At 40.8% G+C, this 13,331-nt stretch carries 10 protein-coding genes; 7 read left to right on the forward strand and 3 right to left on the reverse strand.

The window, feature by feature from the left end; genetic code table 11:
* Positions 1–29 precede the first annotated feature (29 nt).
* The 7 genes from Q0791_RS00605 to Q0791_RS00635 all read left to right on the forward strand — a co-directional run bounded on the left by Q0791_RS00605 (position 30) and on the right by Q0791_RS00635 (position 9,843).
* Complete coding sequence (locus tag Q0791_RS00605; RefSeq protein WP_299001930.1) at positions 30–2,369, forward strand: DNA internalization-related competence protein ComEC/Rec2; 2,340 nt, start codon at positions 30–32, stop codon at positions 2,367–2,369.
* Positions 2,370–2,401: 32 nt separating this feature from the next.
* Positions 2,402–4,216: a lipid A export permease/ATP-binding protein MsbA gene (gene msbA / locus Q0791_RS00610; protein ID WP_299001818.1), complete on the forward strand. Its 1,815-nt coding sequence runs from the start codon at positions 2,402–2,404 to the stop codon at positions 4,214–4,216.
* A complete protein-coding gene (lpxK, locus tag Q0791_RS00615; protein WP_299001819.1) occupies positions 4,216–5,217 on the forward strand; it encodes a tetraacyldisaccharide 4'-kinase in 1,002 nt (333 codons plus the stop codon). The genes msbA and lpxK overlap by 1 nt, the downstream gene beginning before the upstream one ends.
* Before the next feature lie 29 nt (positions 5,218–5,246).
* On the forward strand, positions 5,247–5,435 hold the full coding sequence (locus Q0791_RS00620) for a Trm112 family protein (protein ID WP_299001820.1): 189 nt from the start codon (positions 5,247–5,249) through the stop codon (positions 5,433–5,435).
* A 237-nt stretch (positions 5,436–5,672) separates the two neighbouring features.
* Positions 5,673–6,410 carry a serine/threonine protein phosphatase gene (locus Q0791_RS00625; protein WP_299001821.1) on the forward strand — a complete coding sequence of 246 codons (738 nt, stop codon included), beginning with the start codon at positions 5,673–5,675 and terminating at the stop codon, positions 6,408–6,410.
* A gap of 217 nt (positions 6,411–6,627) precedes the next feature.
* Positions 6,628–7,929, forward strand: a complete 1,302-nt coding sequence (locus Q0791_RS00630) for a sugar MFS transporter (RefSeq protein WP_299001822.1) — start codon at positions 6,628–6,630, stop codon at positions 7,927–7,929.
* Positions 7,930–8,136: 207 nt separating this feature from the next.
* On the forward strand, positions 8,137–9,843 hold the full coding sequence (locus tag Q0791_RS00635) for a hypothetical protein (RefSeq protein WP_299001823.1): 1,707 nt from the start codon (positions 8,137–8,139) through the stop codon (positions 9,841–9,843).
* 60 nt (positions 9,844–9,903) lie between these two features.
* Here Q0791_RS00635 and gltS read toward each other — a convergent pair whose 3' ends face one another.
* The 3 genes from gltS to Q0791_RS00650 all read right to left on the reverse strand — a co-directional run bounded on the left by gltS (position 9,904) and on the right by Q0791_RS00650 (position 13,302).
* A complete protein-coding gene (gene gltS / locus Q0791_RS00640; protein ID WP_299001824.1) occupies positions 9,904–11,112 on the reverse strand; it encodes a sodium/glutamate symporter in 1,209 nt (402 codons plus the stop codon).
* Between the two features lie 47 nt (positions 11,113–11,159).
* Positions 11,160–11,594, reverse strand: coding sequence for a GNAT family N-acetyltransferase (locus Q0791_RS00645; RefSeq protein WP_299001825.1), 435 nt, complete (start codon positions 11,592–11,594; stop codon positions 11,160–11,162).
* A 370-nt stretch (positions 11,595–11,964) separates the two neighbouring features.
* Positions 11,965–13,302: a hypothetical protein gene (locus Q0791_RS00650; RefSeq protein WP_299001826.1), complete on the reverse strand. Its 1,338-nt coding sequence runs from the start codon at positions 13,300–13,302 to the stop codon at positions 11,965–11,967.
* Between the last annotated feature and the right edge of the window lie 29 nt (positions 13,303–13,331).

The following is a 13,331-nucleotide window of genomic DNA, read 5'->3' on the forward strand; positions in this document are numbered from 1 at the left end:
CTTTACTTTACAGCCTTAACTTATTCATGATGAATCGATTTCTATTAGGTTTTTGTGTCACGACTCTTTCTGCTCTTTTGTGGCCTGCGTTGCCACCTTTTTCTTTTGTCTTGATTTTATTGCTGACATCAGGCTTTGTATTTCGTTTGTCACCCTTTCTTTCCGGTAGCCTATTTGCTGTCGCTTGGCTGAGCTTGTTTTTTCATCAACTTATGTCATGGAATGGGTCTGCCGATCCAAGCTCTGTAAAAATCGAGGGCGAAATAATAGCATTAGTTCACTCAAACGGCGACTGGATAAATCTAGACATTGAGCTAACAGGTGTAAATTCATTCCACTTGGTAACTAAAAAGTTAAGATTAACTTGGTCAAAACCGCCTCCTTTACAAATAGGACAAACTTGGCAACTCACGATTAGACCAAAGTCGATATCAAGTGTGTTGAATCAAGGGGGTTACAATCAACAAAAAAATTTGTTGAGTAAGCATATCATAGCAAAGGGAAAAGTGCTTTCAGGACGCTTATTGAAAGAGAATGTGCCGTTAAGGGCGAAGTTCATTCATACTCTAGTCCCTGTGTTGGCGTCTTTTGATAATGGTGATTTAATGCTCGCCTTGATCGCTGGAGATAAGCAAGGGATTTCAGCGCACCGCTGGCAAGCTTTGCGGCAAACCGGAACTGGGCATTTAATGGCGATTTCGGGGTTGCATTTAAGTGTTGTTGGCGTGTGGGTTTTTGTCTGTGTATTTTGGCTTTTACGGCAATTTACTCTTCCTTTAGGACGAAGTCACTTGTTTATTGCGACGTTCTCAAGTCTTGTTCTTGTGGGGTTTTATGCCTATTTAGCGGGTTTTTCCATTTCAACTCAGCGGGCATTTATCATGCTGTGTCTAGTGATGGGGCTGAGTTTATTAAAGCGTTTTTCCTCACCTTGGGAGCGTTTATTGTATGCACTTTTTTTTGTTTTATTGCTGGATCCGGTAAGCTGTTTAAGTCCAGGTTTTTGGCTATCATTTGGTGCATTGGCCATTATCTTATTGACCATTCAAAGTCATATTGCTCATGTTCAGTCTCATGAGGAAGCGGTGGCAACCTCAAGTCAGTCTCGTCTTTTCGTTGGAGATTTCACGGCTAAATGTTGGCTGTTTTGGGGGATACAATGGCGGTTATCTTTAGGTTTGGGTGTGCTTCAAGCCATTTTTTTTGGTGGGATCACTTTACACAGCTTTTGGATTAATTTGATTTTAGTACCTTGGTTTAGTCTGGTTGTGATCCCTGTGATGGTGTTAACTGTCATCATTTGGAGCACAGGACTCTTATTGGGTTTTGACTTTCATCGCATTTTTTTACTTTTTGATTGGAGCTTATGGCCTGTTAGTGAGCTATTAGCCTTGAGCTTTCATTTTGTTGGGCGCTGGATAGTATTGCCTGAGGGAGTAATTGATACCGCTATGTTGGCGTTATTGGGCGGGATCCTTTGGTTTCGCGTGCTCGCTAAAAAGTGGAAAGTCTGTTGTGCCTTATTGATTTTACCTTTCATTTTGCAAACCTTGACTTGGTTGTTTCCCCCTAAATCCTCTCAATGGGCTGTGCATATTTTAGATGTGGGTCAGGGCTTGGCCGTCTTGATTGAAAAATCAGGTCATGGATTACTCTATGATACTGGGGCGGCTTATGGTGAGCATTTTAGTTATGCTGATAGGGTGATTATTCCTTTTTTAGGGGCGAGGGGAATTCGGTATTTAGATTATTTGATATTAAGCCATGGCGATAATGATCATGCCGGTGGTGCTGATGATATGATTCGTGCCTATCCTAATGTGCAAGTGATCACAGATATTCCCGCTTATCAGGGGCAGGTTTGTCGTCCTCATGAGCTAAATTGGCAAGGTTTACAACTTAAGGTGCTTGGCCCTATTCAAAAGATGAAAGGCAATAATGGCTCATGTGTGATCCAGATTAATGATGCTTTCCATAGCGTATTGTTAACGGGGGATATTGAAGGGAAAGGAGAAGCATTATTGCTTAAGCAGCTACCTGATGCAAATAGTACTTTATTCAATAGCACTTTGCTCATCGCGCCTCATCACGGGAGTTTATCCTCATCGAGTCATGATTTTATTACAGCGATTTTGCCACAGTTGACCGTTTTTCCTGCAGGATTGAATAACCGTTATGGTTTTCCAAAACCTGAGGTTGTCTCTCGTTATATGAATATGGGCAGCCAAGTGGCGAATACGGGGGAAATGGGGCAGATCAGTGTTTTTTTTGATCAAAATTCATGGTGGTGGGTGACATATCGTCAAGATTTAGCCCCATTTTGGTATAACCGCTTGTTTGGATTTGGCGAAGTGGATAAAGCAGAGTAGAATGCTCTTTTTCCATTTGCTAGCTTGGGTCAATGATAACATCTAATAAGAATGAAACTTGGATGGTCTTTAAGAGATTATTAGGCTATTTAAAACCGTTAAAAGCCGTCTTTGTTTGTGCCATTATTGCACTGATGGTTTATGCACTAGTAGATGCTGCTTTTATTGCTGTGATCAAACCTTTTATTGATGAAGGGTTTGGAGGAGGATCCAGTAAAATAAGTCCTATGGGGGGACACTTAGATTTAGGGACCAGTGGCGGTTTTAATGCCAGCCGTGATGTCTTAATGATGGCGCCTTTTGTGGTGATTGGTTTGTTTACATTGCGGGGATTGGCGAACTTTGCCTCTACCTATTGCGTGGCTTATATGAGCGCTAGGCTGATTCAAGATATGCGTCAACAAGTCTTTGAACATTATTTGAAATTGCCCGTGAGTTACATGGATAACGAAAACACAGGTAATTTAATTTCTCGTGTGACCTATGATACCGAGCAGATAGCACGGGCTTCAGGCAGTGCGTTAATCACTATTGTCAGAGACAGCATTACTGTGATGGGTATGCTGGGGCTGATGTTTTTTTATTCTTGGAAATTGTCTTTGTGTATTTTAGTCATTGGACCGATTATAGGTTTAGTGATCACAGTGGTGAGTCGACGCTTTCGAAAAGTATCAAAGCAAATACAAACTGCAATGGGGGGCGTGACTGCGGCGACAGAGCAAATGATCAAGGGTCATAAGAATGTGCTGTCATTTGGTGGTCAAAAAGTGGAGTCTGAACGCTTTCATCGCATTAATGATCGTAATCGTTATCAGAATATGAAATTGGCAACCACTCAGGCCATTAGTCAGCCGTTGGTGATGATTATTGGCTCTTTTGCATTAGCCTTTGTGTTATATGCAGCCAGTATTGATTCACTGAGAGCTGACTTAACGGCGGGGACCTTTGCTTCATTACTCGGTGCCATGATGGCGATGCTTCAGCCGATTAAAAATTTAACCCGTGTTAATGCCGATTTTCAACGAGGGATCGCGGCCTGCACCACTGTCTTTGAGTTGTTAGATACTCCAACGGAAGAGGATACGGGCTCACTTGAAGTGAAACGAGTCCGTGGGGATTTATGCTTTAAAGGGGTTGATTTTAGTTATCCTAATCAATCCAAGAAAGCGTTAAATGGCATTGACTTCTCAGTCGAACAAGGTAAAACCATTGCCCTTGTTGGGCGCTCTGGTTCCGGAAAATCAACCATTGCCAGTTTAATTACGCGTTTTTATTCCGGGCTAAGTGCGGGTGATATTTGTATTGATGATGTGCCTATTGAGCAATACACGCTTAAGTCGTTACGTCAACAAGTGGCTCTTGTGTCCCAACAAGTGACGCTGTTTAACGATACTATCGCCAATAACATTGCTTATGCTTATTCAGGTCACGTGACACGAGAGCAAATAGAGCATGCTGCAGAGCTGGCTTATGCAATGGAATTTATTAAGGATCTCCCTAATGGACTGGATACAGAAATTGGTGAGAATGGTGTCATGCTATCGGGCGGACAAAGGCAGCGTATTGCCATTGCTCGTGCTATTTTGCGTGATGCGCCTGTGCTCATTTTAGATGAAGCCACTTCAGCATTGGATACTGAATCTGAAAAAGCCATTCAGCGAGGATTAGATAACTTACGTCAAAACCGAACGTCGATTGTGATTGCGCATCGATTGTCGACCATTGAAAGTGCAGATCAAATTTTGGTTATTGATCAAGGTCAAGTGATTGAGCGAGGCACCCATGATGTGTTAATGGAACAAAATGGAGCCTATGCCAATCTTTATCAAATGCAGTTTGGTGAATAATGCAAGCCTGGATTAATCAAGTTTGGTATGGCAATAGCTTGTGGCGCTGGGTGTTAATGCCGATATCTTGGCTGTATGCCATGGTGACGGCAATCAGGCGGCACTTGTATGCTGTAGGACTTAAACAAAAAACAGCATTACCTGTGCCTGTCATTATTGTGGGTAACATTACTGTCGGAGGCAGTGGAAAAACACCGACAGTGATTTATTTGATTGAGCTATTACGTGAACATGGCTATAAACCTGGCGTGATCAGTCGAGGCTATGGTGTGACAATCGATGGCGTAAAGTCTGTGTATCCTGGCGCAAAAGCCGTTGAAGTGGGTGATGAACCTGCGATGATTGTCGCGCGTACTCAGGTACCTATGGTTGTGGGTCCAATGCGTATTCAAGCCGCTCATCAGTTACTGGCCGATTTTGATGTGGACATTATTATCAGTGATGATGGACTGCAACATTATGCCATGGAAAGAAATATTGAAATTATTGTTGTGGATGGCCATCGACGTTTAGGTAATGGATGCTTATTACCCGCAGGGCCTTTAAGGGAGGGAAATTGGCGATTGAGTCAAGCCGATTTTATTATCGTTAATGGTGGCGAGGCAAAAAAGGGCGAATATCAAATGCATCTGCACGCTAAACCCATTAAACCGCTGCTTGCACAGTCGCATTTCACCTTTCAGCGAAATGAGCCTATTGTGGCAATGGCTGGGATCGGCAACCCGCAACGGTTTTTTAATAGCTTGGCACAATTAGGGTATCGAATGCACAAAGCCCATGGGTTTAATGATCATCAAGCTTATCAATTTTCCACCATTAGCGAGCTAGCAGACGGGTATCCTTTAGTGATGACAGAGAAAGATGCCATTAAATGCCTAGATTTTGCTAAAGATAATTGGGGTTATTTAGCGGTTGATGCCACTATGTCATCGGGGTTTGAGCAAGCCTTATTGGTTAATATTAGTGAGCAGGTCAATGGAACCAAGGGCGAATATTCTTAAATAAGGTCAAGATTAAAGGTATATATTCAATGATATTTGATAAAAAATTGTTAGATATAGTGGCATGCCCTGTTTGTAAGGGAGCATTAAGCTATGATAAGCAGGCACAGCAGCTCATTTGTAAGTTTGATAAATTAGTTTATCCCATCAATGACGGCATTCCCGTTTTGCTTGAGAATCAAGCTCAAGATTGGGTGCCTGAAGAGGCAAGTCGTTAATACTTAGTAATACTAGTCAATTGAATACGTTAAGGCTTTTTGTTTAAACGTAAGTAAATATGTCAAAAAGCGCCGTAAGGCGCTTTTTTATTCGCTCAAGGTTTGTGGCTCCCTTTTCAAGGATATATAATAAGCTATTAATTACTTCACTCTTTTTTGTTAGATGGAGTTCTATTCTGTTTATATTTTCTCTTGTAAGTATTCAATTTACCGTCTTATGTGAATGGAGTCTGAGTTATGGTAGATAATGTTTTTAAGGCTTTTATTGCAGAGCTGTTAGTCCTTAATAAAGGTGAGCGAGTTTCAAATTTTGAATACCGAGGGAAGCGGTATTGGTTGAAACAAGCGGAGCATCATTCTGGAGTGATGCGAATGTTAAAACCCAGTCCGTTAGAGGCCATCAAAACCGAAGTCCTAACCTTAAAAACCATGGCGGAGAAGCTGGCTCCTGTGCCTAAGTTAGTGTTGGCAGAAAGAGACTTTTTTGTGGTTGAGGATGTGGGCTCAACGGTAAAACAATGGCTGACCGAGAAGTCTATTAGCAAGCCTCGTATGCACCAGATTTTAAATGACAGCGCCAAGGCACTGGCGAATTTGCATACCATGAGCTTAGCTCATGGTCGCCCAGCTTTACGTGATATTAGTTGGCAAGACGGTCATGTGACCTTTATTGATTTTGAAGCAAGCCAATACAAAAAAGATCTGAATCATCAACAAGTGCGAGATCTACTCGTGTTTATCCATAGCTTGTATCGTTATCTCGGACCCTTGCATGATTTTATTTTGCCAGCCATTGAGCAGTATCGTTTACATGGTGGTGAAGCGGTTTGGCAAAGTGCAGCTAAGTGGTTAGAAAAATGGCAATGGTTATACTATCCTGTGTCCTTATTTAAAAATCGGGGTGGGCGTGATTTAATTCCCGTTTATTGGGTTCTGAAGCATTTTAGGGGGCAACCGACTCATTCATTTGGTTAGAGTGCTACTAGAAAAAAGATCTTAAGAGGTAATGCCAGTAAGTTAAGCTTACTGGCATTTTTAGTTCTTTTTGGTTAGGGATTATTCATTCTCTTTTTGTGGCGATAAACCTTGATATTTATTTTATTCATAACAGATCATATCGCTTTGAATGACTTTCAACTACCTTTTCTATAGACATAGCTTTATTTAAAAATCAAAAGGAATGAGATTCAATATGGCAAAGGCATTAACCCCAACTTCGGCTTCATCATCCTATATGGGGCAAAATGAGAGTGGGCCTCCTTCAAAAAAGCACATGTTCACATTAACTTGTTTGATTTTATTATTTTTCTTATGGGGATTTATTACAAGTTTGAATTATATTCTTATTCCAGAGGTTAAGGCTATCTTTTCGCTTAATAATGCGCATGCCATGTTAGTCCAATTTTCTTTTTTTATTGCGTATTTTATCGTGTCATTGCCTGCTGGTCTGTTACTTAAAAAAGTAGGCTATAAGTCTGGTATTATATTGGGTCTACTCTTGTCTGGTATTGGGTGTTTACTTTTTTATCCGGCAATACAGCTATTGATTTATCCGTTATTTTTACTGGCGTTATTCGTTCTTGCTTCGGGGATTATTCTGCTTCAAGTCACAACCAATGCTTATGTGACTGTATTAGGTCCCTCAGAAACGGCTGCGAGCAGACTTAATTTAAGTCAAGCATTTAACTCTCTCGGCACAACGGTCTCTCCTTTATTCAGTCAATTTTTAGCCTTGTCAGGTATATTTATTCTTATGGGGAGTTTGTTTGGGTTACAAAAAATGACCCAAATGCAAATTGTACAATTTATCTATATTTTTCTCTCGATCATCTTATTTGGAACATCAATCATTTTTACCGTATTGCAGTTACCTAAGATTGAATTTGAATCGCCATCGGTATCAAAAAGGTCATCGAAGAAGATTAGCTCCCCCTGGAGATCTTCTCATTTATTACTCGGTGCCGTAGCTATTTTTTTGTACGTCGGAGCCGAAGTGGGCGTAGGCAGTTTTTTAATCGGTTTTTTAGGCGAACCGCATATCGCGGGATTAACCCCTGGAAAAGCCGCTGTTTACCTAAGCTATTACTGGGCGGGTGCCATGATAGGCCGCTTTATTGGTTTTTTTGTTTTAAAAAGACTACCTGCTGGAAAAGTATTATTTTTTAATGCACTTATAGCAATAGGTTTACTTATTTTGGTTATTCTTACTCATTCTTCCCTTGCGATGTGGGCAATTGTATTTGTTGGCTTGTGTAATTCTATTATGTTTCCTACGATTTTTAGTTTAGGTTTACGTGGGTTGGGAGAACATACTGAGCAAGGCTCTAGTATTTTATGCTTAGCTGTGGTTGGTGGTGCATTAATACCATTATTACAAGGCGTTATTGCTGATAGTATTGGTCTACAACTGGCCTTTATTTTACCCTTATTGTGTTATGTGTATATTGCTTATTATGGCATCAGAGGATCAGCTCTGGAGCAGAGTATTGAGTAAGCTGCTCTTAAATAACATGCAGTATCGTTAATTTCCTTCAATGAAGATGGGGTGATGCTTTTTGGCTGTGTTACCCATTTTTTGCCTTAATCCTTCATTAGATTTTAGTTCTGCTACGCTTAATTTATGTTTTCCAGACAGGCACTTTACTGGGGAGCAATCAATACTCAGCTGTATAATTAATATACTGATAATAAGGATATTGTTATGACTCTTTTAAAGTCGACCATTTCATTAGTTGTCCTACTTTTGCTAAGCACAATGATTATTGTCTCTTGCTCCAGTCATAAAAAAGAGCCGACTGTCTTTGAAACGATTCAAACTAATCTGGCATTTTATACGCCAGACCTTGAAATGAATAATCAAAATCGTATCGCAAATACCAATATTAATCCTTTTGATCCCCCTTTATCAGGAGTGCCTGCGGGCTATCGTGGGTTTGAAGGCAGTTATAATTACCCTGCATTTAACAAGAAACCCCCTGTTAAAGGCTATCCTTGGACACGTTCACTAAAGGGCAAACCCATTAATGCTGCAACGGCTGAGCAATATGTCAACTTGCTTAAAAATCACATTAAAGATGACATGATTGCCTTATTGTCTGATAGTCGAAAAGTGGGCTCATTTCCACAGTGGAATGCTGCGTCACGTGGTTGGTATAATCAACCTTGGTTATCGCCCATTCGTGATGGTATACATGGTGCTTACTTAGGTTCAGCGTGTATGTCACCCGCATTGTTTCCAAAATCTGGTTTAACGGAACCGTTTTCAACCTATGTTCTGGTTTTTTATAATGATATTGCTGCCCAGTCTTTGTATCGTGTTTGGGGGCAAGGGGCTGTATCACCGAACTTTACGAATAATGCGGCGATTTTTGATGAAGGCTCTATTATTGTAAAAGCGGCGTTTACGACAGCCAATGCGGATACATGGCAACCTATGCAATACGCACTTCCTTGGAGTATTTATGTCAACCCGACTAATTGCAATGGGGCGAGTAAAGTATTACATGAAACGGCTCATGCTAAGAAAGTGGGTGATCTTGCAGGTAAAGACATTGAAACCTATATCGCCAGTTCAATCGATAAACCAGAGCTTATTGATGTCAATTTATTTCAATTTGATATTGTGATCAAAGATTCGATAGCCTCGCCTGAGACGAAATGGGTCTTTAGTACTTTAGTCCATGATGTTGGCGATCTTTATACTGTTCCCGATGCGGCGACAGCATGGAAACATATGGTGCCTCTGGGGGCGATGTGGGGTAATGATCCTCAAGTCATTAACATTAATAGGGCATTAAATGAAACATGGATAAACCAGCAAGCGCCTTTATATGCAAGAGAAACCTTAGGGTGGGGAGGAAGGTTATCGGGTCCTAATGATGGCGCGGTGCAAGCGCCACCTTATTATCAATGCTCTGGCGATGGCTGTGATCCTGATACGCTGTGTGAAGGAGACAGTTGCACCTTTGTCGATAAAGGAGGGGCGAACCTTGCCATGTCATCTTGTATGAGTTGCCATAGTGCGGCTCAATACACTATGGCTTCTTTTTTATTACCCGTTCCTTTAAAAGAAATTTCTGAATTTGGCACGCCAGTTCCGAGTATGCATGCTTATGCCAATACCAGTGGAGAATTTCAAGGTAAGAAGTATCAATATAATAAAGAGGCGGTTGTTTTTTATAAAGATAATACACCTCAATGGATGACTTGGTTTCAAAATAGAAGTGGTGAAGTGGCTAAAGATCAAATTAATCCAAAGGTGATTTCCTCCACAGATTACAATATGAACTTTCCTTTTAAAGCCATGCGTTACTGGGCTCAAGAAATTTGTATCGATCGAAAAAATCGTGTGAATAGCCCAGTTTGTAAAATTTTGCCTTCAACAACATATATGAATGCCAGTCATTAAATAATGGATGTATTCCCCTTTCATTGACAAAGGCAATGAGAGGGGAATGGGCATTATGATTTAGCTATATGTGCCAATCATTTTCAGAAATCCTTGTATGATGGTGGCATTCATTAAATCCAGAAAAAAGGCGCCGACCAAAGGCACCAAAATAAAGGCCTTAGGTGAAGGGCCGTGTTTTGCCGTGACAGCGTTCATATTGGCGATGCCCACGGGCGTGGCGCCCAATCCCAGCCCCACAAACCCAGAAGAGATAACCGCAGCCTGATAATCACGTCCAAGAAAGCGAAATACGACAAAGATAGCGAAAAATACCATGAGTATTGTTTGTGCCAAGGTTACGAATAATACTGGGCCTAGAGTATTGGACAATATCCAAAGTTGCATGCTCATTAAGCTCAGGCAAAGAAACAATTGCAAGCTGATCTCTTGAGCAATATCCACCGCGCTCTTTGACAAGGTGAGTTTAAAACCGTCCGCGATATTAGTGAGTATGATGGCGCTCAACATGGCGGTGAGAAAGCCGGGTAAGGTGACGCCGCGCCCAGAAAGATAGGTATTAACCAGTTCACCAGCCTGCACACATATGGCCAAAATCATCAAGGTGCCAAGAGCGCCTCTTACTCTAGCCTCGATTGAAAGATTAGCGGGGGCCTGTGTTGGCTCAGGCTTTTGAGTTATATCCTCATTTGACGCTGTTAATTGATTTTTATTGATGAGAAATCTCGCAACCGGCCCGCCAACAATCCCGCCAGCAATGAGGCCAAGTGTGGCAAACATGATGCCGATTTCCGTTGCCCCTTTTAATCCGGCTTCTTGTGCTATCTCACCCCAAGCAATCGCGGTGCCGAAGCCGCCTGCAAAGGAGACACTGCCGCCAAAGAGCCCATATCCAGGATTCACGCCCAACGCTGTGGCAATCCCCACTCCCAATAAGTCTTGTAAAATGAGAAACACCGCCGTGACGAGAGTGAGAATAAGGAGTGCCTTGCCGCCTGCGGCTAATGTTCGAAATTTGGCTGTCAGGCCCACAGTGGAGAAGAAGACTAAGATCATTTGATCTCTCAGTGCCAAGTCAAACAGTATCTTTATGTTAAAAATAAGATAAATCATGGCCATCAATAGGCTAAATAAAAAACCGCCCGTTACAGCAACGGGAATATTAAAGCGCTCTAAAAAGGGCCATTTGCTATTGATAAAACTGCCGACAAACCAGACCATGATAGTTAAAATCACCACATCGGCACCGCTTATGAGTATTTCTCTCATTGTCTCTCCCTGTTTCTTTCAAAAAAACGCTCGTCCATTATACCTTTTTATTTCAGTGCCATATGCAAAATGGGAAAAGGTTTTCCCATATCATCTAAGGGTGAACGTGAAACGATAGTAAACCCCATATGCTCATAAAAACCGACAGCCTGAGGGTTTTGCTCATTCACGTCTACTTTGGTGACATTTAACTGCTCGATGGCATATCGCAGTAGCCGCTGACCAATACCTTGTCCTCTGGCTTCGTTTAGAATGAACAGCATTTCAACCTTGGCATCATGGACACCCACAAAACCTAAAATGCTCCCCTGTTTGTTTTTAATACACTTTAAGGTCACAGCAGGAAAAGCTTGCTCAATAATGATAGGTTTAAAAAACGCAATATCGTCTTCTGTAATGAAGTTATGGGTGGCTCGAACTGAATTTTCCCAAACATTCAACATTTCTGCGAAATCTTCAGGGCGTACATTTTCTATTTTCATTTTTGACTCTTATTTTGAATGAAATCCATGTGCAGCCGCAAGCACGCAGTGTAGCCTGTCTTGATTGCTGGAATCTAGGAAAATCTAAGGAATAGCTAAGGAATAGTTAATATTTTTCAAGAGTGTCATTTTACATTGGGGTCATTTTTTTATAGGTGAGTGGAGTTCATGAACGCCTTATTTTAAGGCGTATTTTTTGTAGTGGCATAGACAATTTGTTTAATTGAAGGGGGAAGTAGGGGAGGTTAGATTTCTCTAGCTACCGATTAGATTTAAACTCATTCGATCTAAGGGCTTTAAGGTTTTACAACCTTTGAACTTGCGGACCTTGATGATAACCAAGCATTAAAAATTTGAAATGAAGCTCACTCTATATTCTCACTACCTTTTTTACTGCTCCACCCTCATGAAAAGAAATACTAAAGCGTCCTCTAAATATCTTCTTATCTAGTACCACTTGAGCTGCTTTTTTCTCAAGTTCAACTACCATTACATGAGAATTAAATGAAAGCAATTTGCTAGATGAATAAACATCAAATTCTATAGTATTTTTGTCTATAACCTCAACACCCTCAAGGCTAGCATGATATGAATCAGATCTAAAATTAAGAACTTTAATATCTGAAAATCCGGTATCGATATACATGCTTATTTCTAAGCCATCAATATCTGTTTCCGTCTCACCATGTGATGATACTTCAAATGGGTTGGTACATTTCACACCAAAATTGCCAATCTCTATATTCGAAAGCCGCTCGACACCATATTTACAAGTGCCAATTACTGGAGTGGACGTTTTGTGTGTATTTTTTTGGGGAGTGAAAGCAAAAGCATCTCCTTTACGGAAATATTTAGATTGGGACGAATCTGGATGATGAGGAAAATAAACCGAACAAAAATTTGGATCGTCACCACTACGATTCCTATTTTTCAGCTCATCAACACACACATCAAAATGACCTTTAGCTTCATTTATTTTTGACTTATAACGTTCAATTTCTTTGCTTCTGTTTATTCCTTCGCGAGTGTATGCCCTACTAAGAATAAAATCCCTACCAAATTCAAGGTACACCCGACCATTTAGTTCCGGATACAGTTGGACATGCTTATAATAACTGTTTCCTCCGAAATTTAAATCTTCAAGCCCATTTACCAAAAATTTATGACAATTTGAAATTAAATCGAACGAAAAAATATTTTTTTCGTCTGGCAAATAATTCCATCTAAAGTTTGTGATCTTAATATTGAGCTTATTATGATCAAATCTGGTACATCTCGACAGAACAAAGGTATGACGAAGAATGTTGGATGTATCAAAAATATCAAATCTAGAAGTCTTTCCAGTGCTAGAGGCGAGCACATATTTCTGTTCTTGCTCAAACTTACTAAACTCAAAATGCCCTTTGTCACCCGTTGGGATGAACCCTAAAATCTCACCTTTAGGTGCCGTTCTGGCAGAAACCTCCAAAAACGGTTTTGAAAACAACGGATCAAATTTTTCAACAATAATGTCGGTAACTTTGTGACCAGACTTTACAAGTGTAGCTAGCTGTTTCTGCTGAATTTCTTCTACTTTTGGCCCGAAAAGTGACCTCTCACAGTTTATGCCTTTGGACGAACAATGGGCCGTGTACCAAATAGCTGGTAGTCCTGTAAAAAGTGTGACAATAATTGCAGATATACTTGCCACTCTTTGAATTTTTGACATCGCCTTATTACCAATAATTTGTTGAAAGT

Origin of the sequence: uncultured Shewanella sp. (genome assembly GCF_947495455.1) — a bacterium.
In the GTDB taxonomy this organism is placed as follows: Bacteria; Pseudomonadota; Gammaproteobacteria; order Enterobacterales; family Shewanellaceae; genus Shewanella.

Excerpts from the sequence above, each read along its gene's own strand:
- Q0791_RS00625 (WP_299001821.1), top strand. The coding sequence starts at position 5,673 with ATGGTAGATAATGTTTTTAAGGCTTTTATTGCAGAGCTGTTAGTCCTT.
- Q0791_RS00605 (WP_299001930.1), top strand. The coding sequence starts at position 30 with ATGAATCGATTTCTATTAGGTTTTTGTGTCACGACTCTTTCTGCTCTT.
- gltS (WP_299001824.1), bottom strand. The coding sequence starts at position 11,112 with ATGAGAGAAATACTCATAAGCGGTGCCGATGTGGTGATTTTAACTATC.
- Q0791_RS00645 (WP_299001825.1), bottom strand. The coding sequence starts at position 11,594 with ATGAAAATAGAAAATGTACGCCCTGAAGATTTCGCAGAAATGTTGAAT.
- Q0791_RS00650 (WP_299001826.1), bottom strand. The coding sequence starts at position 13,302 with ATGTCAAAAATTCAAAGAGTGGCAAGTATATCTGCAATTATTGTCACA.
- Q0791_RS00630 (WP_299001822.1), top strand. The coding sequence starts at position 6,628 with ATGGCAAAGGCATTAACCCCAACTTCGGCTTCATCATCCTATATGGGG.
- Q0791_RS00620 (WP_299001820.1), top strand. The coding sequence starts at position 5,247 with ATGATATTTGATAAAAAATTGTTAGATATAGTGGCATGCCCTGTTTGT.
- lpxK (WP_299001819.1), top strand. The coding sequence starts at position 4,216 with ATGCAAGCCTGGATTAATCAAGTTTGGTATGGCAATAGCTTGTGGCGC.
- Q0791_RS00635 (WP_299001823.1), top strand. The coding sequence starts at position 8,137 with ATGACTCTTTTAAAGTCGACCATTTCATTAGTTGTCCTACTTTTGCTA.
- msbA (WP_299001818.1), top strand. The coding sequence starts at position 2,402 with ATGATAACATCTAATAAGAATGAAACTTGGATGGTCTTTAAGAGATTA.